We start from the raw sequence: 21536 nt of genomic DNA, 5'->3' as shown, positions 1-21536 counted from the left end.
ATTTTCGGCTAATGTTTTCGTGGAATCTGGACCAACCGATCGGACCCAACCACGGAGGCTTAAGTGACGGACGACAAACAGGACCGCATTCGCCAGCGCGCGCACGAGATCTGGGAAAAGGCCGGCCGGCCTGAAGGCGCGCATCAGGAACACTGGGAGCAGGCCACGGCTGAAGTCGATGGCGCGGTCGCCAAGCCCAAAAAGGCGGCGAAGAAAGCTGACGCCAAGCCCGCCAAGGCAGCCGCCAAGCCAAAGGCCGCGAAGCCTGCCGCCGCAAAGTCCGGCAAAGCCAAATCGAAATAAGGCCAGAAATAAGGCCAGTCGAAATAAAGCAAGGCCGGAATTCGCTGGCCGGGCCATCCTTGGCGCCCGCCGTTCAGCGCGCCCGAGCCTCTCAACCTGACGAATTGCGCCTGCGACGGGCAGCGCAATTCCTTGTGTTTGGCGACAGCCGCCCTCATGCCTCCCAGGCATAACTCGACAGCGCAAAGCGAATCCCGGCAGCTGTCATGGCCAGTTCGCATTCAGTGATCTGGCGCAGGTGGCGCAGATAGCGCGTTACAGTCTGTGGCAGCCAGCCGGCGCAGGCCTCGACATAGGCGCGGCTGTGAACAAGGGTGCCGGTCGACAGCCTCTCGTCCTTCTCGGCAACGACTTTCAGATATTGGCGGATGAAGCGGATGTCGTCGGCGATGTCCTGGCTGGCCATTCGCCAGGCCCCGGCGAGGCGTTCGCACTGATCGAATGACAAGGGCAACAAAGGGGGCGGCAATAAAGGCGGCGGCAACAAAGGCGGCGGCAATGACGGGGGTGACAGCAAAGGACGAGAGAGATCGGCGAAGGCAACATGGTTCGCTGTGCTCAAGGACATTCCTCTCTGCGAAAAGAGATATCGTACTTTATGTACGAACGAGCGTCAAGCCAATTTCGTACAGTTGGGACGATGACAATGAATATAGCAGCGGTCGCTTCAGCTAATCACGCATCGTGAATCCTTCAGGACTCGCACCAATTTCGCGGAGGGATTTTCCCAGGATGGTGTTGACTGTTTCCCTCGTGTCGGCGTCGAACAGGTTCAGGCCGCGCCGGATCGTCTCGCGCCAGTTTTCGCCCTTGTCCCACGCTTCCATGAAGGCGAAGGCAAGGTCGTCCTGGCGACGCGTGGGTTCGAGCGCTTGGGTCAGCAGGCGCGCTTGATGGAGATCCTTCTCCCGCTTGGCCCCAGCGCTCGGCCCGAGTCGCGAGGCGACGATCAGCTTGTGGATGGCGTAGCGCTGGGGCGAGGGGACCAGCACAGGCAAGCCCGAGCGATGCAGGAGCGCAGTCCGGATGGGGTCGCGGATAAGGAGATCCAGAAACCGTAAGGGCTGCGCGGAGTCTCTGCCGTTTTCTTATAATTACGTTTATCAGCTTGAATTTCAACGCAGTTATAAGAAATTCGTGGAAACCTTATAACGCAACGAACTGACGAGTCGTCCGTTAACGCCCGGGCGCCCGGCCCGTCTGGCCCAAAACACTTTGCCGCAGTGCCTTCAACAAACGGCTTCCCCAATGTCGCGAACAATGCTTTAACCCGCTCATCCACAGGGGTGCTCCGTATGGTCGGGGCTGAGATGAGGGCGGCAAGCCTTCGGACCCTAAAGCTGATCTGGATAATACCAGCGGAGCGAGGCGGGCGATGTTTTCAGGCGCACAGATTTCCCTTTATCCCATGACCGACGATTTCGTCGGCGTCATCCTTGGCGCGCTCGGCGCGCTCGATCCGTGGCGCGACCGGCTGCGGATCGAAACCGACGACATCTCGACGCTTATGGTCGGGCCGCCCGAGGTGCTGTTTCCCGCCATGCGCGACCTGTTCGTCGCGGCGGCCAGAAGCGGCAAGCACTGCGTGCTTTCGGCGGCGGTCTCGCGCGGCTGTCCGGGCGAGCCCGACGATCCGATCTGCCGCTCCGACGAGACCGGCGGCCCCGCCATTCCGCTGGACGAGCGCAAGATCGCCGCGATCCGCGCTGTCCAGGCCACGCCGTCGACCGGCCAGCCGGTGGCGGCGCAGTTCTCGCTCTATGTGATGGGCACAGGCGACCATATGGACGAGATCTATGGCTGCATCGATTTCCTGAAGCAGTCCGGCGTCTTTGAACGCTCAAAGAACTTCTGCACCAAACTGCGCGGCGATGCCGGTGCGGTGTTTGCCACGCTCAACGAGGCCTTCTGCCGCTTCGGCCCCGGCGCCGGCCACGTCACCCTCGACATCACGATTTCGGCGAACAGCCCGAGCGGGGTCTGAGCCGCGGCTCAAGCGTCGTTCCTCGAGGATGTTGCCGTGGCTGGTTTATCTGACCCATTGCGTGGAGGAGATGCCTCTGACCCCTCAGCACAAAGAGGAGGGGAGCCATTGGCGATTGGCGAAGACCGCGATGCCCACGAATCTCCCCCCTTGAGCGGGAGATGGCCGGCAGGCCAGAGGGGGTCCCACCGCGTGGAGCGCCGACGTCCTTTTCGCATAGGCAAGGCGTGGGCGCTCTATGCGAGACGACCCCCTCTGTCGCCTTCGGCGACATCTCCCCCTCGAGGGGGGAGATTAGCCGCAGCCGTCGCCAAGACCATCCCCGCCGCCTGCGCCTTCGCCCTGCTCCTCGCGGCCTGGGAACTCTACGCCCGCTATGGCGGCGCTGCCCCCATCATGCTGCCGGCGCCGTCGCGCGTGCTGCAGCAGGCCTGGGAGCATCGCGCCGCCCTGGCCGAGAACACGCTGCCCACCATCCGCGCCACATCAGCCGGCTTCGCCTGCTCGTTGGTCGCTGCCTTCGTGCTTTCGGCGCTGGTCGATTTCTTGGCCCCGCTGCGCCGCGCGCTGTTTCCGCTGCTGATCGTCAGCCAGACCTTGCCGCTGGTCGCGATCGCGCCGCTCATCGTGCTGTGGTTCGGCTTCGGGCTGATGCCAAAAATCCTGCTTGTGGCGCTCGTCACCTTCTTCCCGATGATGGTCGCGCTGGTCGAAGGTTTTGCTGCGACCAGCAAGGAGATTTCGCAGATGCTCGCCGCCATGGGGGCAGGGCGCTGGCGTATCTTCTGGCTGGCGCGCCTGCCTTCGGCGCTGCCCTATTTCTTCGCCGGGCTGCGCATCTCCATCACCTACGCCGTGGTCGGCGCGATCTTCGCCGAATATGCGGGGGCGGCGAAGGGGCTGGGCATCTACATGCTGAATGCCAAAAATAATTTCCGCCCGGATCTGGTGCTCGCCGCGGTCGCCGTCAGCGCCGCGCTCACGCTTGTCTTGTTCGCCATTGCGGTGCTCGTCCAGCGCTTGGCCATGCCTTGGGAGAATGCAGGGAGCGAAAGCCGCGACGGCAAGGTTGAAGCTGCAGAAGAGAACCGTCAATGACGCGGCTCGAACTCCGGGACATCAAGAAGAACTTCGGCGCGCTTGAGGTGCTCGCCGGCATTTCGCTTCATGTCGCGGCCGGCGAGTTCGTCTCCATCCTCGGCCCTTCCGGCGCCGGCAAGTCGACGCTGTTCCAGTTGCTGACCGGCGCGCTGAAAGGCGAGGGCGACATGCGCTTCGACGGCGCACCATTGCAGGGCAGCCCCTTCGCCTTCATGCCGCAGCGCGACGCGCTGATGCCGTGGCGACGCGTCATCGACAATGTGACGCTGGGGCTGGAAGTTCAGGGTCTTGGCCGCAAGGCGGCACGCGAGCACGTCGCGCCGCTGTTTGCCGAGTTCGGCCTTGCCGGCTTTGAGCGCACCTGGCCGGCGGAACTTTCCGGCGGCATGCGCCAGCGCGCCGCCCTTTTGCGCACCGTGGTGCAGCAGCGCGACATGCTGCTGCTCGACGAGCCCTTTGGCGCGCTGGATGCACTGACCCGCGCGGGTATGCAGCGCTGGCTGGAAGGCATGTGGCAGCGCCACCGCTGGACCGCGCTGCTGATCACCCATGACGTGCGCGAAGCCGTCTACCTCTCCGATCGAATCTATCTGATGTCGGCGCGGCCGGCCCGCATCATCGGCGAGATTGCCGTGCCGCTGCCGCGCCCGCGCACCACCGGCAGCGATGCCGCGCGCCAGGCCGCCGCGCTCGAAGCCGACATCCTCGACACGCTGCTCAATCCCGGGACTGACCGGCCCTCGTTCCCGCAGACCGCTCAAAGGAGTTTTTCATGACCGAATTCACACGCCGGCAGGCTTTGCTGCTGACGCTGGCTGCCGGACTGCCGCTTGCCTCTCGCGCTCATGCGGCTACGCAAAAAATCACCGTCGCGCTCGACTGGACGGTCAACACCAACCATGTCGGCCTGTTCGTTGCCCGCGACAAAGGGTTTTACGGCGGGGCTGGGCTCGATGTTGAGATCCTGCCCTATGGCGATACCGGCGCCGGCACGCTGGTCGCCAACCGCATCGCCGATTTCGGCATTGCCGGCGTCGGCCTGTTCACCCAGCGGGCTGCCGGCGCCGATCTCAAGGCTGTCTACGCCGTGGTCCAGCAGGAGACCGGACAGTTGGTCTTCAACGCGGACCGTAGTGAGATCAAAGGCCCGAAAAACCTTGACGGCCTGACCTATGGCGGTTTCGGCAGCGCCTGGGAAAACACGCTGATCTCGACCATCATCCGCCACGATGGTGGCAAGGGCGTTTTCGAGACCGTGACGCTCGGCACCTCGGCCTATGAGGCGCTGGCCAACGGCTCGGTCGACTTCACGCTGGAGGTCTCGACCTGGGAAGGCGTCGATGCCGAACTGAAAGGCGTGAGGCAGCGCAGCTTCCGCTACGCCGACTACGGCGTGCCCGACGAGCACACCACCTTGATCGCCTCCAGTGATGCATATCTCCAGGCAAACCCGAAGGCGGCCTCGGCCTTCGTCGAGGCAACGCGGCGCGGCTACCAGTTTGCCTGCGATCACCCGCAGGAGGCTGGAGACCTGCTGATCGCGTCCAACAAGGACGCGCTGACCGACCCGGCGCTGATCCACGCTTCGCTGAAGATGCTCGTCGACGGGCACTTCCTCAGAAGCCAGGCCGGCGTCATCGGCACCATCGACAAGGCCAAGATCGAGGCGATCGGAACCTACCTCTTCAGGGCCGGCATATTGCTCGATGGCGATGGCAAGGTTCTGAAGGAGAAGCCGGATTTCGGGGGGTATTTTACGAACGAGTTTTTGGGCGCGTAATCTCCCCCCTCGAGGGGGAGATGTCGCCGAAGGCGACAGAGGGGGTCGGTACGTCCTGACGCGACTTCCTATCGCGGACAGAGGACGTCAGCGCCTTACACGCGGCGACCCCCTCTGGCCTGCCGGCCATCTCCCCCTCGAGGGGGGAGATTACGCCTCACCGCCTTCTCCCTCACATATCGATCATCGAGCGCTTCACCCGGCCGATGATGGTGATGGCGCCTTCCAGCGCCGGCGGCGGGATGTCCATGTAGGAGGCCGGCTGGAAGGGCGGGTTCTCGTTGGGGCGGTAACGCTTGTAGGTGGCCTGGCCGGATTCGTCCGAAATGACGTAGCAGCCATTGGTCACCAGCCGCTTGTCCCTGAGGTTGACGAAGATGATCGAATCCGGTGGCGAGATCTTGTTCATCGACGGGCCGTCGACGCGTAGCGCAATCCATTGGCCCTGCTCCAGATCGGTGGTGGGGATGGTCGGATAGTCGCTGAGATTGACCACCATGTCCTGGCTGCCGAGTTCGCCGGCGCTGATCCATGAGACAATGGGCACGTCGACGGTGGCCAGCGACGGCATCGGGATCTGCCGGCCCGACTCGTCAAAGCCGAAATGGCCACCCGAAAGGCTGCCGCCGTCGCCGTTGAACAAGAGCCAGCCGGGATCGACGCCGAACAGGCGGCCGTATTTCTCCGCCGCCTTGCGCGACAGCGGCCGGTTGCCGTTCTCGTGACTGATCAGCGTGTTCTTGTTGATGTCGCGCAATGCCCGCGCGGCGTCGCTCGGCGAGGCATAACCCGCCTCCGCCCGTGCCTGCTGCAATCTGTGCCTCGGTTCCTGCATCGTACAAATTGCCTGAAAATTATCGTCCAATACGTACGATTTCGCTTGCGTACGTTTCGTACATATCGTACGCTTAGCGCATGATCGAACAAACCGCAAGCGTTTCCGCAGGCATCCTCAGCTTTCTCCCATCGTCCGGGCTGTCCTCCTCCCCGGTCCGGACGCAAACCGGGGCTCTTGCCCCGGATCCGGTCGAACCGTCGTTCCCCCGATCGACCGGAACGGCCGGAGCCGCTCCTCTCCCGGCTCCGGCCACCTCTTCGGCCCATGGCGCCGCCGGTGCGCCAAGGGCTGTCTCCGGCGGGCAGGGCATCTCCTGCATCCGCACGGAAGACGGCACCGTCATCCTGTTCGACCGGCTGACGGGCAGGGCGGTTTCCGCCCTCACCAAAGCGGCCGCCGAAGCCGCCTTGCTGCATCTCGCCAGCGCGCTGCCGGCCGCCAGTATCGGCTGACCGCACCGACCATCCGCTCTGATTTTTTCCCGTAGGCCTCGGGCCGGCGCTCCGCCTTTGCGCGCGCAATCAATGGATACCGACATGACTGCCTATACCGAGACCGAATTGCAGGAGATCGCCGTCTGGCTGGGGGATGGCCTGTCGGCCACAGGGATCGCCGTCCGCTTCACGGCGCTGCGCGGCAGTCCGGTCTCGCGCAATGCCATCATCGGCATCGTCCACCGCAACAGCGCGTTGAAGACCATCGGCTTCGCCAACCCAAGAGGCGGCAGGTCCGGCGGCCGACCGAGGAAGAATGCGACGGGGAAGACTGCGGCAAACGAGAATACCGCCAAGAGGAATCCGCCGGCGCAGCCAAGCAAGCTCGTAAGGGAAGTAGGAGTTTCGAAGCAGGCCGCGCCGGTCAAACCGGCCGCCAAACCGAGCCGTCAGCCATCGGCCAGGCCTCTGTTGCCAGCCCGTCCGGCGCCCTCGATCCCGGGCGAAGGACGGCTGGTGGTGGACGGCGAAATCTACCGCTTCAATGTGCCGGCGCCGCGCCCTGCCTCGCTCGGGCGTCAGCCGCATGTCGCCGCCATGCGCTTCATCGAGTGCCTGTTCGACCGCTGCCGCGCGCCGCTCGACCTGACGCTGGAGGAAGACCCCGACAACGATGCTCCCGGCAGTCGGCCGGGGCTCGAGATGCTGTGCTGCGGCCTGCGCACAAGGGCGCTGAAAAGCTACTGCGAATATCATCAGACGCGTTTCCACCGACCTGTGGCGGAGGTGGTGTGAGCGGCTGGGCTCCGTTCCTCGCCTCCGGACGACCCCACCAATGATCGAAAGCCGGCGGGACAGCGCCCCCTCTGTCCTGCCGGACGTTCGTCGCTCGGAAAGCCAAGCAATTGGCTTTCCGTCCGCTTCGCGGACCACTCCTCAACCCCCACGAGGGGAGCGATCGGATATCGCCGCCGATTTCGCCAATTGCCAACGTTGCAGAGGCGCAGCCGCCGAAACTGCCAATCTCCCCCCTCGTGGGGGAGATGCCCGGCAGGGCAGAGGGGGGCGCGAAGGAACGCCAACCTTCCGGCTCAACAACCCAATCCCACAAGGATCCCCCGATGAGCAAAAAAACCGCGCAGAAAGCCAAACCGCCGAAATTGCCTGCGGGCGAAGCCGAGCAGGTGCGCATCCGCCGCGAGATCGGCCATGATTTCGCGCTGAAGGACGATCGCTTCGGCCGCAAGCGGTTGAGCGTCGGCACCGAAGAGGCGCGGCGCGTCTACGAGGTCTCCAATGACGGCTACACCGCGACCGGCGGCATCGTGCGGGTGCGCAATGTCGATCCGCTGGTCGGCATCACCTCGCTGACCCGCCAGCAGCGTGAGGCCGGCCAGCGGTTTCGCGACGATTTCGAGCGCGCCTCGCGTGACGGGCTGCGGCCGATGCCGTGGGAAGAGCGCATTGACGGCGGCCGCATCAATGGCGGCATCCCCGACCGCGTGCTCAACGCCAGCCGCGCCCACACCCATGCCATCGCCGCCATGGCCCACTGGGAAGTGGCGGAGGTGGTTCGCAAAATCTGCCTCGAAGGCCAGTCGGTGAAGGCGCTCGCCGAACGCACCGGCGAGGGACGAGATGTGGTGGTGAAGCTGTTGAAGGTCGGGCTCGACCTTTTGGCCGTGGATTACGGGATGATGCTGATGCGGAAGCCGCGATAAGGCCGGCAGCCGCGCAGGAAGCGGCCGGCCGGCAGATGCCGGCCGAACCGGTTTCACCCTATCGGATCACCGTTCGCAAACGCGAATTTCCTCGACGATCCTGTGATGATGGCGCCAATGCTTGACCAACTCTATACGGCAATGGCGATGGTGCCTGTGATACCTGTGGTACCTGAAGCCGTTGTCGTAGGCATCATACTGGTAGTAGGGGCGAGGAGCGTAGCGATCGTAATAGTCGCCATAGCTGTCATTGTAGTCATCGTCATAGTAGCCGTTGCCGATGCCGATCACGACGCGCCCGCCGGCATTCGCCGGGGCGATCATCGCCGCCGCCGCAGTGATAGCGATAGCCGAAGCAAGCAGGAGCTTTCTCATAGCTGCCTCCTATTCAAGGTTGCGCTAATATAACTCGCTGGGCACGACCTCGTTCCATAATTTTGCAAGATGCGAACGACCCCTGCGCCGTGCATTGCGAGGAAAGTCAGCGTCACCTCCTGTCAGCATCGTCCCCCGATTTTTGAACCCTTCGCCGCCCCAGCCATTAATCCGGCATGAATCAGCAAGGGAAGGACGAGACCATGCATGTCATTCTTGGAGGTACCGGCCATGTCGGCTCGGCGGCGGCAATGGCGCTGTTGCGGCAGGGCGAGGATGTCACGGTGGTGACGCGCGACGAGTCGAAGGCCGCATGGTTGGTTGAACAGGGCGCGGAGGCCGCGGTTGCCGATGTGCTCGATGTCGAGGCGCTGCGTGAAGTCTTGCGGCGCGGCAAGCGGGCGTTTCTGCTCAACCCGCCGGCCGATCCATCGACCGACACCGACGCCGAGGAGCGCAAGACGGTTGGCGCCATTGCGGCGGCGCTGGAGGGCTCCGGCCTCGAAAAGCTGGTGGCGGAATCGACCTACGGCGCGCAGGCCGGCGAGGGTGTCGGCGATCTCACCGTCCTTTACGGCCTCGAGCAGAAGCTGAAGGCCCAGGCCATTCCGGCAAGCATCAACCGCGCCGCCTATTACATGAGCAACTGGGATCAGGCCCTGGAGACGGCGCGGCGCGACGGCGTCATCACCTCCTTCTTCCCGGCGGATTTCGAGCTGCCGATGGTGGCGCCGCAGGATCTCGGCGAGGCCGCGGCGAGACGTCTGCTGGAGCCGACGGACAAGACCGGCACGCACTATATCGAGGGTCCTCGGCGCTACTCAGCCGCCGATGTCGCCGCAGCCTTCAGTGCGGCGTTGCGCAAAAACGTGCGCGTGGTAACGGTGCCGCGCGAGCGCTGGACAGAAACCTACGAAAAACTCGGCTTCTCCAAAGCGGCGGCCGAGTCCTACACCCGCATGACCGGGGCCACGCTGGACAAGCCGGCGGAGCCGGAAAACCCGGAGCGCGGCACGACCAGCCTGGAAAGCTATATTGCTGCGCTCGTCGAGGGCCGGCCGGAAGACTTGTTGAAGGGTGCCGCGTAAAGTGAAGGGTTGCTGTTGAGAAACAGGCGCTTCGACGACCTACGTGGCCCGCTATTCCTATTGCCTGACCGTTCGGCAGTTGCCCGCCGGCGGCGTGGTCTTGCAGATATCGATGGAGGTGCGCGTGTCGCCGTGACCGGTTTCGGTTATCAGATTCAGGTCCAAAAGTTCGTATGTCACGAGGTATCGTATGCTGTCGTCGGGTATTTTTTGCATGGCCGATACGATCCACGAACCTGCTTTCATCTCGGTGAAATAGCTGTCGACCTTGCGTTCATACCATTTGGGTATCGGAACGAGGACGATGGTCTTCTTGCCGTGGATTTTCTTGGCGGTCGGCAGCATGATCCGGTGAATGCCGACAAAGGCGCGGCTGTCTGCCAGGCGCCGTACGCCGCCCGCAAGAACCATCGTACAAGCTGACGAACAGACTGCGCCGACGGGGTTGGCGACGCCGAAGCGGAGGTCGCCCGGCCCGCAGGCTTTTGTGTCTGGCGCGCATTCGGAGAACTCCGTCTTGCCAACCATCGTGTCGAGCCCGCTGGCGCGGATCATATGGCCAAGCGTCATCGCCGCATCGGTCTCGCCGCCCGGGGAATTCAACGCCAAAGGCAATTTGCGGGGGCCGAGTTTTTTCAGCAAGCCTTCAGCAAAGCTGGCGTGCCGGCCACGATGTGACCTTCCGCCGAAATCCATTCCGGGCATGTCGGCTCGCATCCTGGCGTGCTGTTGCGTACAACGACGAAGTGCATCGGCGGTGTATATGCCAGTATGGCAGGCTCAGGCGTCGTTTGGGCGATCGCGCCGCCAATCGCCAGCAGCACGAAAACCAACGTCCATCCGAATGTCTTCATGCCGAGCCTCCCCTGGCAGAGCATCACTTGAGAAATGGGTCTTTGCAAGCATTATCAAAACAAGCCGAGCACGTGTTTCTATGGGCCGCGCACTATCTCTGCATGATGGACAGGCCGCTACTGGCGGCCCCTGTCTGAACCGTCGTCGCTTTCCGCCGCCCCCTCCCACCCGAACACACTGCGCCCTCCCAGCAGATGCGACTGATCGAACTCGCCGGCGACGATTTCCTTCAGGCTCGGCCCGGTGACGTAGCGCTCCAGCCGACGCGACTCGCCATCCAGCCGCTTCAGCGCGCCGAGCTCTTCCTCGCGGCCGAGCTTGGCCTTGCCGACGGCCGATTTCAGCACCGCGATCGTCTCGTCATAGACTTTCAGCGGCACCGGGAAGGGGTGCCGGTCCTTGCCGCCATGGGCAAGCGAAAAGCGCGCCGGATCGGAGAAGCGGCAAGGCGCGCCATGCACCACTTCCGCCACCATGGCCAGCGCCCTCACTGTGCGCGCGCCGACGCCGGGCACCAGCAGCAGTTCGGGAAAATCGGCCGGCCCGCTTTCTATTGCCGCGGAAATGTTGCCGTGCAGCCGGTGCATGACGATGTCGCTCTCGCGCACGTCATGATGTGCCGGCATCACCAGATTGGGCAGCATCGGCTGCGCCGGGGGCTTCGCAGGCTCCGCTTTCGGCGGCGGCTCCAGCAGGGCAAGCTCGTCAAGGATCCGCTCCGGGCTCATGGTCTTCAACAAATCGAGCTGTCCGGTCCGCGACGGCTCGGCGCGATGGTCGGTGAGGTTGACGATCTCGCCCTGCCGCTCGCCCTCGATCGCCGCATGCGGCTGGTCGACGAAGCTTGTCAGCCCTTCCGACAGCCAGTGATAGCGCCGCGCCTGGCGGCTGTCGCCGTTCATGCCTTGCTGCACCACCACCCAGCGGCTGTCGTCGGTGACGATGAAGCCGTGCAGATAGAGGTCGAAACCGTCCTGCACGGCCGCACTGTCCACCTTGGCGACCAGGCGGCTGGCGGTGGCAAGCGCCGCACCATCGATGCCGACGCGCTCGCCGATCGCGGTCAGCTCCTGCGGCGTCTTGCGCGAATGCGCGCCGCGCCCGCCGCAGACATGGATGCCGAGCTCGCGCGACATCGGGTTCAGCCCGCGCTTCAGCGCGCCGACGACCGAGGTGGTGATGCCCGAGGAGTGCCAGTCCATGCCCATGACGGCGCCGAAAGACTGGAACCAGAACGGATGCGCCAGCCGCCGCAACAGCTCGTCGCGGCCATAGTGATGGATGATCGCCTCGCACAACACAGCGCCCAGCCGCGTCATGCGATCGCCCAGCCATTTCGGAACCCGCCCGCCATGCAGCGGCAAGTCCGCACTGCCGCTTCGCTGCGTCAAGGGAAAGCTCCGTGGCTAAGGCGCACCGGCGGTGCGCCTGTCATGTAGATGGCATTTGGGGGGAGATTTGCAAGCGGGGTGCCGCAGCGCCTATAGTCCGGCTGGGCATAGGCGGAGGTGAGAATTGAAGCAGCTCGCCGAAAAAACTCGGGTTGGGAAGCCCTAGATCGAAAGACTCCTAGACACGCCCTTCGCATATCCTCGATGTGGTGTTATTTACGATATTCATCAACGACGATGAAAGTTGATAATCATTCTATCGACTTCACCGTTGAACAAATTGCGTCGAGCAAGCGAGGGGGGCAATCGTGGCGAATTTCTTCGATCGGCGGAAGGTAATCAAGGTAGAGGATCTTCGCGGTCCTCGAGTTTATTCCACGGACTTGGCTCCGTCTTTGTACGACGCGAACAACGAATCGGGGAGTGTCCTCGTTACCGCGCGTGCGCTTAAGATCAAGATCATCGCAAAGGGACTTGTGACGTTGAACTGCGGCCATCTTGTTTCGCCCTTGGCGATTCGGCTCTTCGATAAGCATCCCGACCTGCTTGATGGTGAGGCCATCGTGCCAGCCTTTCGAAGGGATAAAAATGACCTCGCCGATTATATCGAAGACATGGAACGTTTTACCAAGATTGGTATCGGACGAACCCAGGTTGAGGAGCATATCGCACGGGTGAATGCAGCTGCTCGTCAAGTTTTGCCTTGGGAACTTGCTGATGTGGGGCAGCGCTACTGCGACATGGTCGTGGCGGGGCTTCGCAGCGACACATCCACTATCTCTCGGCAACTCGACCGTGACCATGGTCTCAACCATGATGAGAGAGATGCCATCGCGTCAACGATTCAAGACTTAGAGTTCGGGACCAGCAGCAGTCTGCGGGACTATACATCCAAATTGCAAAACGGTGCCGGCGACCCCATCATGCGCTTCGCAACAGCCTGCTACCACATGGTTGGTACCAGCGTAGTTCGCTGCGAAACCGGAACTGACCTTAACCCACTCTCCGACTTCAAAATGGAGGACGTTCTTCAAGCGGGACAGCAACAGGCGGAACTGACTGAGGAGGCGATCTTTCTTAAGCTTTTCCTAGCCACAGCTTTAGACACCATCCAATCCGCCGCAATTCCGTCTCAGATCATCGATGCGCTCTCTTTCAAACACGCTCACCTTCTCAGCGGGGCTCTTCGTGACCAGGGCTTTCAGCAAAAATACGACGAAGTCATTGAGACCTATTTGAATACCGCGTCGAAGATAGACAAGCGAGAGGCTCTCGAGTCGATTGATCCAGAGGCTATTGGCACAACCGTCTCGGATTTGGCGAAAACGTTTCGGACTGCGGTCCTCGCAGAACTACCTAAATATTGGACGAAGGAAGCGGCTGAGGCCAAATCCGAATTCTACCGCGCCGCAACAGACCTTGCACTTGACGGCGCAGGCACCGTTCCCCTCTTAGGTAACGTCGTCTCAGGCGTTGGTTTGATGGGTGGTGCCGCAAACTTGGTCAGCGCGATCGCAGCCATGAATGATGCGAGAGGTGCACTTACCAAGGTGCATGAGCGACGGAATGAAAAAATCCGTACGCTCATTGAGGCACTGAGCGTCAACAACAAATCGAAGCTATTGGACGGAGTGGCGCTGCTCGCTGACGCACATGTGGCAGCAATTGAACGAGCCTAGGGCTGCGCCGAGATCACCCGCTGCATGAAGGCTGGCAATTGATCGTTCAGATCAAGCGTACGAGTCGCCCAAACAACAAATTGCTTGTAGTAGACGTCGACCTCACCCGAGTTCACCTGTGCTTCTAAGGTCTCGTCAACGGGAGATAGGCCGCTCTCTTTTTCGAAGCGCCGGCGCATCGACTCTGAGCGCCAAGCACGATCTACGGCAACTCGCCAGCCACCGGTCGAAGTTGATCGAGACGTAGTGATCTCATCATGGTGCAGGTGCATCGATGGAACTCCGTTCTCGTTTTGATCTAGCGTCCCTGCGTCCATTTGTCAATGCTGGCAGTGAATGAGCGATACTTCCCTCGGCCAGCGCCAAGGCCATCAAAGGCCTTGCTTTTCGAGATCATGTACAATCTTGGCCGTGAGCCTCGCGGCCTGTTCCTCGGCGAGCTCTGTACTCAAGGCGGCGAGAATCACATCGGCGCGTGTGTGGCGTGGCGCCTCGCCCTCGTTTTCACCTTCATCGCCATCTTCGGAACTGTCCTCGGGTTCGTCATCACTGTCGCTATCTTCATCGCCTTCCACTCCTTCATCGCCGTCGGCTTCCTCTGCAACGGGGCCCGGAACCGGAATAGTTCGTTTGGCCATCTGCTCAGCCAGTTCTTTGAATTTAGATGTCAGCGTACTGACTTCCTTCGGATCGGCACCTATGAGCTTCTCGGGCGAACCGAGCGTTTGCAGTTGCCTTTTGATCAGAGCCTCGATCCTGGCCTTTTCGGGCTGGTCCAAGGTTGCCGCTTGGGCCTGGTTGGTTAGTATTCGTAGCATTTCGGTCAGGAATCTCATCGCCGATCGTGTCGTCGATGCGCTACGCACAAGCTTGATCACCCGCCTAACGACCTGATCCTTAATGTCTCCTCGAACGAGGCGCCATGCCGCACTGTCCTCGAAACCATCGCGGCGGGCGTTGGGGACGACCTGTGCGTTGGTAACAAATATCTCGCCGACGGCCCACGGTTGGAGGCGCCGTTCCGATCCAGTAGGGGTTAGTTCTCCCGCCAGACTCTCAATGATCTCTGCGTCACCGACCTGAATGTTCTTGATACGAAATCTTATTCCAGCCGCTGTGCTATCGACGATTTCGCCAGGGAAGTTGGATACGCCGACCCAACCGTACCAGCCATGCTCTCGCGAGGTGAATGTCTCGATATTGTGAAGCCTAGAAAAGATGTTCTTTCGGGAGGTGGGATAGGTATTCTTGTATGGTTTAACGATCGGCTTGCGCTCGCGCTTGACCTTTGTCTCGACATGGATCGTTGGCAGCGCGTCACCGAACCCGTTCGCCAAATTTCGTATGCGGTCGGCAAAGTCGAAGTTATCTCCATATTCGACGGGGCATACTTCGCGTAGATATGGCTGAAGCTTGACGAGATCGACAAACTCTTTGCCAAGATTGACCAGCCCAAGCATCTCCACTTCGGTGAAGTGGTCCATCTCGTTGGCGCCGATGACCTTAGTCTTCACCGAGGAACGCATCACCTCCCGTACGTCCACAGGTTCGGCACCCGGAGAAAAATAGCCACGAATGTGGCCGCAGTCGTATTCGACTACCGTCGCAGTCGCCTCTCCCTTAGCCGAGGTGGTAAAACGAAGCGTCGTGCAGTATGCGATACCGGCGAGGCGGCCAATACCGCGAAAGCCGGCATGGAGTGTCGGCGTCTTACGACTAGCACCGAGGGAAACGAGCGTGGTATAGGCGCGGGCAGAAGAAATGCCAGCGCCATTATCTCGCACAGCAAGTGATGGCGTGCGCTGGGAGCCGCTGACGCTAATCAGGACGCGGCCATCCTCCGCCGGGAGATTCCCTGCACGGACAGCATCTTGGATCGCGTCGAAGCCATTCTGTATATATTCGCGGATAGAGTGGAATGGGTCCTCGTACATCCCCGTGGTCAGCGTTTCTAGAAAGAACGAGCCGACCTGGATTGGGTCGGCCGGTACGGCGGGGTGAGCTTTATTTAGCGGCGTCATCGCAGATACATCCCCGTTTGCGGACCCCATGCGACAAAGCCGAGATGTTCGGGCACGGAAATACTCGTCGTGGCGGACAGGTCGGTGACTAAGGCGCTCGCCGGCACCACGAACTCCTCCGCTAGCAAGTCAACGAGTTCAGCAATGCTCATGGTGACATCATTACCGCTCCGCTGCAGCGCCCGCGCCGGCGGCGCATCTTGTTCGAGCAGAAAGAATTCGCCGACAGAAACATTGACCAGTTCTCCCATTTGGAGCGCAATGTCGAGCTTGATTTCGCGCGGGTCTTCATGCGGCAGCGCCAAATACTCACGTCTAAGCGCGCGAAGGCGACTGAGGACCGCATCATAGGCATCGGCTACTTCTTCATCGCCCTGGCTTTGATATAGCGAAGCTGCGATGCCGCGTGTTGCAATCGGTTTCTTTGGTTCTCCAGTTTCCGCGATGTAGGTCTCGGCTAGCGCGCCTATCAACAGATCCGACCGCAGCGGCCGTCCTAGACCCTTATTGCTCAAGACGCGGTCAAGGACCTCCGCCGGCTCGACTGCTCCGGTATTTGCCGCCGACACCAGCTCGCGACCCACCTGAATGCGTTGCGCGCGGTTGAGCGAACCTAGCTGTGGTTCGAGGCGTCGCACTGCTTGGTTTTGCGCCTTCCACCCATCGATACTGAGGTCCACGATCAATTGGTCGAGATCGTCGTCAGGATCAGGCTCGTACGTCATGTCAGCCGATCCAAACTCTGCCGTATAGGCCGCATCACTCTCATCGCCACGTGCACTGCCGCTGTCCTGCGCATTGTCGTCAGGCGCTGGCTCTTCCTCATCAGCCTGCAATGCCGCGGCCAAATCCGACACGTCAAACCGTTGCATCGTCCAGATTGCTGCCAACATCTCGACCGATATGATGTGAACGCTTTTGAGCGAGGGACAGGCCTGCTGCGCTTCATAGACGAGGAGTGGCAGCGCCAGTGTAATCCCAGTTCTGTTGTCTTGGAGCCGGCCCTTATCGTCGCGGACTTTCTTGGGTGAGTAGACCCAATCCTCCTTCCGAGTGTCACGGGTAACAATCACCAAATGTTCCGCTTGGTGTCGGAGACAGTCTTCCAGGATTTCGAACCAGATGATGATGTCCCCATGCGGATTGACTATCTTGCCTTTCGATTTGATCGTGTGGTTTTCTTCCTCAACGCTTGGCGGGGGCGCATCCGCAAAACCGGGCGGGACACGGTGGGCGATTCGCGCCGCAGCTGTTCTCGAGACCTCTTCAATGATGGCGGTAAGCCTCGAAGGCACTCGGCGCTCGTCTATGAACGGGAGCAAGCGGCCCGTGGTTTCATCGATCTTGGGTTCGTGCTGGGCAACGCGTTGGATCAGCGTCAGTGCTTCGCCGAACGCCTCGACGACTTCCTTCTGATAGTTCTCCTTGCTGCTACCGCCGAGCGCGCTATTGTCGATGTATCGCGTCGTCTCTGTGCGGAAACGGGTGAAATCCGTCCGCATGCGTTCAGATAGCGCATAAAGCGGACGCTTATTAGTGCGCTTCGTAATATAGTCCCAGGTTTCCCGCGCTGCCCAAATAGGCACGCCGACTCGATTGCCATAGCGTTCTAGCGTTCGCAGTAACGTCTCGCTCGCCCGCGAACTCATTTCATAACAATGGATAAGTACATTGGCGTCGAGATATATGCGCCCGTGATCGTCCTGCAAGGCCTCAGAAATAGCGGTGGTGCACTCCTCTAGCGAAGGACTGACCAGTGGGAAGAGCATGCGCGGCGATATCCCAGTTTACGAATGTTGAGTTTTTTTAAATAAACGAGGGCGACGATCGCATTCTTGCAGAGAATACGCTAGGCTGGCTACAAGGCGGGTTGGAGATTCCCATGGCAGGTCGGCGGATTCTATTGTTGGAGCCGGGGTATAAGAATAAATATCCGCCTCTAGGGCTAATGAAGCTCGCGGCCTATCACGGGCCTTATGGGAAGCGCGACGAGGTCCGTTTCTGCAAAGGCATTGACGTGTCTCTGAAAGACACTGCTTGGGATCGCATTTACGTAACAACACTTTTTTCGTTCGAATATAAGAAGATAGCGGCAACGATTGATTTTGCGCTCGAGGTAGCTGGTGGCCGGGCCGACCGGGTTTTTGTCGGCGGTATCGCTGCTTCACTTATGACAGAGCGCTTCCGCAACGAGCCGAGATGGTCGGGTGTCCGCTTCATCAAAGGGTTACTCAGCGAGGCGCCAGCCATCGCGCTCGAACTGGACGAATTTGCCGAAGAACTCTATTCAGACGATCGAACGGGTATCCCGATCGAAGATCTCGTCCCAGACTATTCGATTCTTGACCAGACAGACTACGAATACCCAGTGCGGGACGCGTACTTCGCCTATGCGTCGCGAGGCTGCATCCGCAAATGCCACTTTTGCGGCGTGCCCAAGCTTGAAGGCGCGCAGCGCGATGTGACCTCGCTCTCTGCGATCATAACCGCGATTGCCGATCGCCATGGCGAGAAGCGTGATCTTCTGCTCATGGACAACAATGTCGTCGCCTCGCCGCGATTCAAGGAGCTAGTCGCTGAGATCCGTGACCTGGGCTTTGCTGCTGGCGCGAGGCTTAAACGCCCTGGCGAGCGGGTCGCCTCCCAGCGCCGGGTCGACTTCAATCAGGGCGTCGATGCGCGCATCCTCGCCAAAGACCCAATGTACCTGCGCGAACTCGCGACGATTTGTCTGCGACCGCTGAGAATCGCTTTCGATCATCTCGGCCTCAAGGGCCCGTACGAAAAGGCCGTTCGGATCGCGCACGAGTATGGACTACACGAGCTCTCAAACTACATGCTCTACAACTTCCACGACACACCGGCCGACCTGTTCGAGCGCATGCGCCTCAACGTACTGTTCAACGAGGAACTTGGCGTGCGCATCTGGTCATTTCCGATGCGCTATCAGCCCACTGATCGGCCGGATCGCAATTTCGTCGGCGAAAAGTGGACGCGATATCAGCTGCGCTCAATGCAGATCATTCTCCAAGCAACGCATGGCGTTGTGAGCGGCGAGCCGGAATTTTTTAAGCGCGCTTTTGGCGACACGTTCGATGCGTTCGAGGAAATCCTCGCACGGCCTCACCATTTTATCTTCAACCGCACGTGGTATGAGGATCGTGGCGGGCGCGGCGAGTTCGATGACTACCGGTCCGCCGTTGGTCGCCTGAGTAGTTCACAACGGCACGAGCTGCTCGATCTCGTTTCCTCGAGCGATCCCAGTCATTTCCATGCGCTGGTGGCCGACACGAACGATCCCATAATGCGTGAGGCACTGCGTTTCTACGTGCCGATCAGCAAGCAGGCGGAGGTCGAGATCTGGCAAGCGCAGCGCTCTATCGAGGCGGATAGCTGTTCCATGCCGCTTGAGGATCGTGTTGAGGATGCGGGCTTGGAAGACGACGATATCGGAATCGCGCGTTCAGAAACCATCTTTGAAGCAGCCTGAGGAACAACAATGTCCAGAAAATCACAGGTCGCTTCTTCTGCCCTCTTCTCCGCGCTTGACCCCGGCGCAACGAAGGTTTCCCAGCCGCCTTCACCATCAATGATCATTGTAGGCAAGGATGTGCTCGAGTTACTTAGTAGTGCAATGTATGTCGACCCGCTGACCATCTATCGCGAGTATGTTCAGAACGCGGCGGATGCGATCGACGATGCCCGCGCCGCGGGCGTGCTTGCCAGAGAAGCTCCTGGTAAAGTTGACATCACAATCGACTCCGGCAAGCGGCTCATCGGTATCAGGGACAATGGCGCGGGTATCCCGATCGCGCAGGCAACAGGGCGGTTGCTAGCGATTGGCGCTAGCACGAAGCGGGGGACGCGGGCGAGGGGTTTTCGAGGAGTAGGAAGGCTGGCGGGGCTGGCGTACGGGCGGAACTTGACATTCAGGACGCGAGCGGCTGGCGACAAGGGGGTGCTCGAGTTGCGCTGGGATTGTCAACGCCTGAAGGCTGCTCTCCGCGACGTCCGTCTGAGCGATGATATCGGCAGCGTCATCCAACGCGTTGTCACCATAAGCCATCTCGATGGTGATGGCTGGCCAACCAGCTTCTTCGAGGTCGAACTCAGCGACGTGATCCGTACAAAGCGCGACGCCTTGCTCAGCCCGAGCATCGTGGCCGACTATCTCAGCCAAATCGCGCCCGTCCCGTTCGATGCCACATTTAGCTGGGGGAGGGAGATCGAGGCGCATCTAGCCCCAGTGAGACTCGGCAATCTAGAAATCAGACTAGAGCCAAACGGCGTGCCGCTGGCTCGACCTATCACAGACGCATTTAAGGTTTCAGACACCCTCACCGACACTCTCGGCGAGCTTGAGCTGCTGACTCTTACCGATCTCGACGGAGGAGTGGCTGGGCTCGGCTGGCTCCTACACCACAGCTACCTCGGTTCGATAACCGTGCGGTCGCAGATCGGCGGCATCCGCGCCCGCGTAGGCAACGTCCAGGTCGGCAGCGAGAACTTACTTGAAGAGATATTTCCGGAAACGCGCTTCAACAGCTGGGCAGTCGGCGAAGTGCACGTCCTTGATCCACGCATTTTGCCCAACGCCCGGCGGGACAACTTTGAGCAGAACGTCCACTACTCAAACCTCACAGCCCAACTCGAGCCACTTGCACGGCAGATTGCGCGACGGGCGCGCGCGGCATCGATCGCCCGCAACAATGTGCGTCGAGCAGAGCTCGCGGCCGCCGCTCTGGCAGATGCGGCCGGGCATCGGGTAACCAAAGGCACCAATCGTGACTACCCCTCAACATCGGAGTTCAGGGTGGATGACGCCCCCACCGTATCCTTCGCCTCGGAAAGAGCTGCGGACGCTACCGCGCAAATAAGTGAAGAAGCAAAATTATCTCTCCCGCAGAAGCAGCTTGTGCGGCGACTACGGTCAGTTGCTCTTCAGAGTGGACTATCGAAGGATGAATTGAAGGATGTCTACGCGCATCTTCGTGATGTTAGTTGACGATTTGGCGCGGATACAACGCCGGTAGCTGACAGGAACGCTGGCAGATCGCTCCCTCCTTCGCCACCACACCCTAAAACAGCGCCTTCTCCACCGCCGGCTCCAGCGTCTCCGCGAACGGCGTCGCCAAATGATGCTGGTCGCGGTAGGCGATCTTGCCGTTGATGAAGACGTGGCAGTCTTGGCGTCGCAGAACTGGCTGGTCATGTCGATGTAGCTGCCGCCGGGCACGGCGCGCACGATGTCGCGCTCTTTCGCCGCGCCCCGTCATTGGCGGCGTCGGCCCGCTTCTGGTCGCACAGCGACGGCCTTTCGCCGCGCCACAGCGCGCGCGCCACGCAGGTGTCGACATGATCGTCGTTGAACGGCACGTCGCGGATGACGGCAACCTTCAGCCCGGCCTGGCTGAACGCGGTGAGCGTCGCATGCAGGCCGGCGCGCCCGTCGGCCTCCTGGCTTTCGGGCGCCTGCATGCCGGCTGACATCTTGTCGAGGCTGACCAGCGCGATCTCCGAGATCACCACCAGGTTCGGCCGCGCGGCGATGATCTGCCGGATCGATTGCGCGCGCCATTGATCGCATTCGGTGTAGTTCCGCTTCAGCTTGGTCGCCCATACCGTCACCCGCGAGGCGCGGCAGCCGGATTTGAGCCAGGTGACGACCTTGGTGTCGTTCTTTTCGGCCGCCTCGATCAGCGGCGTCGACCAGTGGTCGGCATGCGAATCGCCGAAAAGCGCAATCGAGCGCCGGGCGTCCTTGTTGCCGAACACGCAGGCCTTCGGCGTCACTGTCTCAAAGGAGAGAATACAGCCGGCCGCGCGCGCCGTGGACGGCTGCGCGGCGCTGACGGCAATGCAGGCAGGCGCTCCACGCGCGGCCACCGCCTCCTTCGCCAAATCTCCGACATCCGGGGTCGGCCCTTGCGTTGCTCCCGTCACACGCATCGGCTATCCAACCGGCA

At 61.1% G+C, this 21536-nt stretch carries 21 protein-coding genes, 1 pseudogene and 1 riboswitch; of the genes and pseudogenes, 12 read left to right on the top strand and 10 right to left on the bottom strand.

Going from position 1 to position 21536, the window contains the following annotated elements:
• Positions 1-63 precede the first annotated feature (63 nt).
• Positions 64-303, top strand: coding sequence for a DUF2934 domain-containing protein (locus NL532_RS23605; protein ID WP_023684825.1), 240 nt, complete (start codon positions 64-66; stop codon positions 301-303).
• A 154-nt stretch (positions 304-457) separates the two neighbouring features.
• Here NL532_RS23605 and NL532_RS23600 read toward each other — a convergent pair whose 3' ends face one another.
• Positions 458-709, bottom strand: coding sequence for a hypothetical protein (locus tag NL532_RS23600; RefSeq protein ID WP_023684826.1), 252 nt, complete (start codon positions 707-709; stop codon positions 458-460).
• A 265-nt stretch (positions 710-974) separates the two neighbouring features.
• Positions 975-1364, bottom strand: a pseudogene (locus NL532_RS23595) (GSU2403 family nucleotidyltransferase fold protein); the annotation flags it as partial.
• Positions 1365-1575: 211 nt separating this feature from the next.
• Positions 1576-1688, top strand: a riboswitch (TPP riboswitch).
• Between NL532_RS23595 and NL532_RS23590 the strand changes: the two are divergent.
• The 4 genes from NL532_RS23590 (at position 1679) to NL532_RS23575 (ending at position 5168) form a co-directional block, all read left to right on the top strand.
• Positions 1679-2287: a YkoF family thiamine/hydroxymethylpyrimidine-binding protein gene (locus NL532_RS23590; RefSeq protein WP_023730345.1), complete on the top strand. Its 609-nt coding sequence runs from the start codon at positions 1679-1681 to the stop codon at positions 2285-2287. (Overlaps the previous riboswitch by 10 nt.)
• Positions 2288-2542: 255 nt before the next feature.
• The gene (locus tag NL532_RS23585) at positions 2543-3385 is read left to right on the top strand and encodes an ABC transporter permease (protein WP_286488153.1); all 843 of its coding nucleotides are present in this window, start codon (positions 2543-2545) and stop codon (positions 3383-3385) included.
• Positions 3382-4164 (top strand): ABC transporter ATP-binding protein, encoded by a 783-nt coding sequence (locus NL532_RS23580; RefSeq protein ID WP_023828806.1) that lies wholly within the window; start codon positions 3382-3384, stop codon positions 4162-4164. The genes NL532_RS23585 and NL532_RS23580 overlap by 4 nt, the downstream gene beginning before the upstream one ends.
• Positions 4161-5168, top strand: coding sequence for an ABC transporter substrate-binding protein (locus NL532_RS23575; protein WP_023828805.1), 1008 nt, complete (start codon positions 4161-4163; stop codon positions 5166-5168). The genes NL532_RS23580 and NL532_RS23575 overlap by 4 nt, the downstream gene beginning before the upstream one ends.
• A gap of 172 nt (positions 5169-5340) precedes the next feature.
• On the opposite strand, the gene NL532_RS23570 is transcribed toward NL532_RS23575, so the two are convergent.
• Positions 5341-6003 carry a LexA family transcriptional regulator gene (locus tag NL532_RS23570; protein WP_023689008.1) on the bottom strand — a complete coding sequence of 221 codons (663 nt, stop codon included), beginning with the start codon at positions 6001-6003 and terminating at the stop codon, positions 5341-5343.
• 80 nt (positions 6004-6083) lie between these two features.
• Here NL532_RS23570 and NL532_RS23565 point away from each other — a divergent pair, with 80 nt between their 5' ends.
• The 3 genes from NL532_RS23565 (at position 6084) to NL532_RS23555 (ending at position 8161) form a co-directional block, all read left to right on the top strand.
• Positions 6084-6458 carry a hypothetical protein gene (locus NL532_RS23565; protein WP_023828804.1) on the top strand — a complete coding sequence of 125 codons (375 nt, stop codon included), beginning with the start codon at positions 6084-6086 and terminating at the stop codon, positions 6456-6458.
• A gap of 84 nt (positions 6459-6542) precedes the next feature.
• Positions 6543-7235 carry a GcrA cell cycle regulator gene (locus tag NL532_RS23560; protein ID WP_023828803.1) on the top strand — a complete coding sequence of 231 codons (693 nt, stop codon included), beginning with the start codon at positions 6543-6545 and terminating at the stop codon, positions 7233-7235.
• 326 nt (positions 7236-7561) lie between these two features.
• On the top strand, positions 7562-8161 hold the full coding sequence (locus tag NL532_RS23555; protein WP_023828802.1) for a DUF6456 domain-containing protein: 600 nt from the start codon (positions 7562-7564) through the stop codon (positions 8159-8161).
• A 66-nt stretch (positions 8162-8227) separates the two neighbouring features.
• Here NL532_RS23555 and NL532_RS23550 read toward each other — a convergent pair whose 3' ends face one another.
• A complete protein-coding gene (locus tag NL532_RS23550; RefSeq protein ID WP_023693854.1) occupies positions 8228-8536 on the bottom strand; it encodes a hypothetical protein in 309 nt (102 codons plus the stop codon).
• A gap of 203 nt (positions 8537-8739) precedes the next feature.
• Here NL532_RS23550 and NL532_RS23545 point away from each other — a divergent pair, with 203 nt between their 5' ends.
• Positions 8740-9624, top strand: a complete 885-nt coding sequence (locus NL532_RS23545) for an NmrA family NAD(P)-binding protein (RefSeq protein ID WP_023730350.1) — start codon at positions 8740-8742, stop codon at positions 9622-9624.
• Between the two features lie 57 nt (positions 9625-9681).
• Here the strand turns inward: NL532_RS23545 and NL532_RS23540 are convergent, their stop codons facing one another.
• On the bottom strand, positions 9682-10329 hold the full coding sequence (locus NL532_RS23540) for a COG3904 family protein (RefSeq protein WP_155923789.1): 648 nt from the start codon (positions 10327-10329) through the stop codon (positions 9682-9684).
• Positions 10330-10595: 266 nt separating this feature from the next.
• On the bottom strand, positions 10596-11870 hold the full coding sequence (locus NL532_RS23535) for a DUF763 domain-containing protein (RefSeq protein ID WP_023828799.1): 1275 nt from the start codon (positions 11868-11870) through the stop codon (positions 10596-10598).
• 308 nt (positions 11871-12178) lie between these two features.
• On the opposite strand from NL532_RS23535, the gene NL532_RS23530 reads away from it, so the two are divergent.
• A complete protein-coding gene (locus tag NL532_RS23530) occupies positions 12179-13549 on the top strand; it encodes a hypothetical protein (protein WP_023828798.1) in 1371 nt (456 codons plus the stop codon).
• Here the strand turns inward: NL532_RS23530 and NL532_RS23525 are convergent.
• From NL532_RS23525 to NL532_RS23515, 3 genes are all read right to left on the bottom strand, one after another.
• Positions 13546-13821 carry a hypothetical protein gene (locus tag NL532_RS23525; RefSeq protein ID WP_155923788.1) on the bottom strand — a complete coding sequence of 92 codons (276 nt, stop codon included), beginning with the start codon at positions 13819-13821 and terminating at the stop codon, positions 13546-13548. The genes NL532_RS23530 and NL532_RS23525 overlap by 4 nt on opposite strands.
• A 99-nt stretch (positions 13822-13920) precedes the next feature.
• Entirely contained in the window at positions 13921-15570 is a 1650-nt protein-coding gene (locus NL532_RS23520; protein WP_023828796.1) for an ATP-binding protein, read from the bottom strand.
• A complete protein-coding gene (locus NL532_RS23515; protein ID WP_023828795.1) occupies positions 15567-17339 on the bottom strand; it encodes a PIN-like domain-containing protein in 1773 nt (590 codons plus the stop codon). Before NL532_RS23515 ends, NL532_RS23520 begins: the two co-directional genes overlap by 4 nt.
• Positions 17340-17452: 113 nt before the next feature.
• Here NL532_RS23515 and NL532_RS23510 point away from each other — a divergent pair, with 113 nt between their 5' ends.
• Together NL532_RS23510 and NL532_RS23505 are read left to right on the top strand one after the other, a co-directional pair.
• Complete coding sequence (locus NL532_RS23510; RefSeq protein ID WP_023828794.1) at positions 17453-19060, top strand: radical SAM protein; 1608 nt, start codon at positions 17453-17455, stop codon at positions 19058-19060.
• A 9-nt stretch (positions 19061-19069) separates the two neighbouring features.
• Positions 19070-20575 carry an ATP-binding protein gene (locus tag NL532_RS23505; RefSeq protein WP_081730947.1) on the top strand — a complete coding sequence of 502 codons (1506 nt, stop codon included), beginning with the start codon at positions 19070-19072 and terminating at the stop codon, positions 20573-20575.
• A 203-nt stretch (positions 20576-20778) separates the two neighbouring features.
• Here the strand turns inward: NL532_RS23505 and NL532_RS23500 are convergent, their stop codons facing one another.
• Positions 20779-21519: an SGNH hydrolase domain-containing protein gene (locus NL532_RS23500; protein ID WP_023828792.1), complete on the bottom strand. Its 741-nt coding sequence runs from the start codon at positions 21517-21519 to the stop codon at positions 20779-20781.
• Between the last annotated feature and the right edge of the window lie 17 nt (positions 21520-21536).

Origin of the sequence: Mesorhizobium sp. C120A (assembly GCF_030323105.1) — a bacterium.
Taxonomy (GTDB): domain Bacteria; phylum Pseudomonadota; class Alphaproteobacteria; order Rhizobiales; family Rhizobiaceae; genus Mesorhizobium.
The sequence above is the reverse complement of the archived record's forward strand: the minus strand, read 5'-3'. Positions and strand labels throughout refer to the sequence as shown.

Excerpts from the sequence above, each read along its gene's own strand:
- NL532_RS23515 (WP_023828795.1), bottom strand. The coding sequence starts at position 17,339 with ATGCTCTTCCCACTGGTCAGTCCTTCGCTAGAGGAGTGCACCACCGCT.
- NL532_RS23590 (WP_023730345.1), top strand. The coding sequence starts at position 1,679 with ATGTTTTCAGGCGCACAGATTTCCCTTTATCCCATGACCGACGATTTC.
- NL532_RS23600 (WP_023684826.1), bottom strand. The coding sequence starts at position 709 with ATGGCCAGCCAGGACATCGCCGACGACATCCGCTTCATCCGCCAATAT.
- NL532_RS23580 (WP_023828806.1), top strand. The coding sequence starts at position 3,382 with ATGACGCGGCTCGAACTCCGGGACATCAAGAAGAACTTCGGCGCGCTT.
- NL532_RS23505 (WP_081730947.1), top strand. The coding sequence starts at position 19,070 with ATGTCCAGAAAATCACAGGTCGCTTCTTCTGCCCTCTTCTCCGCGCTT.
- NL532_RS23500 (WP_023828792.1), bottom strand. The coding sequence starts at position 21,519 with ATGCGTGTGACGGGAGCAACGCAAGGGCCGACCCCGGATGTCGGAGAT.
- NL532_RS23520 (WP_023828796.1), bottom strand. The coding sequence starts at position 15,570 with ATGACGCCGCTAAATAAAGCTCACCCCGCCGTACCGGCCGACCCAATC.
- NL532_RS23540 (WP_155923789.1), bottom strand. The coding sequence starts at position 10,329 with ATGCCCGGAATGGATTTCGGCGGAAGGTCACATCGTGGCCGGCACGCC.
- NL532_RS23550 (WP_023693854.1), bottom strand. The coding sequence starts at position 8,536 with ATGAGAAAGCTCCTGCTTGCTTCGGCTATCGCTATCACTGCGGCGGCG.
- NL532_RS23575 (WP_023828805.1), top strand. The coding sequence starts at position 4,161 with ATGACCGAATTCACACGCCGGCAGGCTTTGCTGCTGACGCTGGCTGCC.
- NL532_RS23510 (WP_023828794.1), top strand. The coding sequence starts at position 17,453 with ATGGCAGGTCGGCGGATTCTATTGTTGGAGCCGGGGTATAAGAATAAA.
- NL532_RS23570 (WP_023689008.1), bottom strand. The coding sequence starts at position 6,003 with ATGCAGGAACCGAGGCACAGATTGCAGCAGGCACGGGCGGAGGCGGGT.
- NL532_RS23560 (WP_023828803.1), top strand. The coding sequence starts at position 6,543 with ATGACTGCCTATACCGAGACCGAATTGCAGGAGATCGCCGTCTGGCTG.
- NL532_RS23565 (WP_023828804.1), top strand. The coding sequence starts at position 6,084 with ATGATCGAACAAACCGCAAGCGTTTCCGCAGGCATCCTCAGCTTTCTC.
- NL532_RS23545 (WP_023730350.1), top strand. The coding sequence starts at position 8,740 with ATGCATGTCATTCTTGGAGGTACCGGCCATGTCGGCTCGGCGGCGGCA.
- NL532_RS23525 (WP_155923788.1), bottom strand. The coding sequence starts at position 13,821 with ATGCACCTGCACCATGATGAGATCACTACGTCTCGATCAACTTCGACC.
- NL532_RS23555 (WP_023828802.1), top strand. The coding sequence starts at position 7,562 with ATGAGCAAAAAAACCGCGCAGAAAGCCAAACCGCCGAAATTGCCTGCG.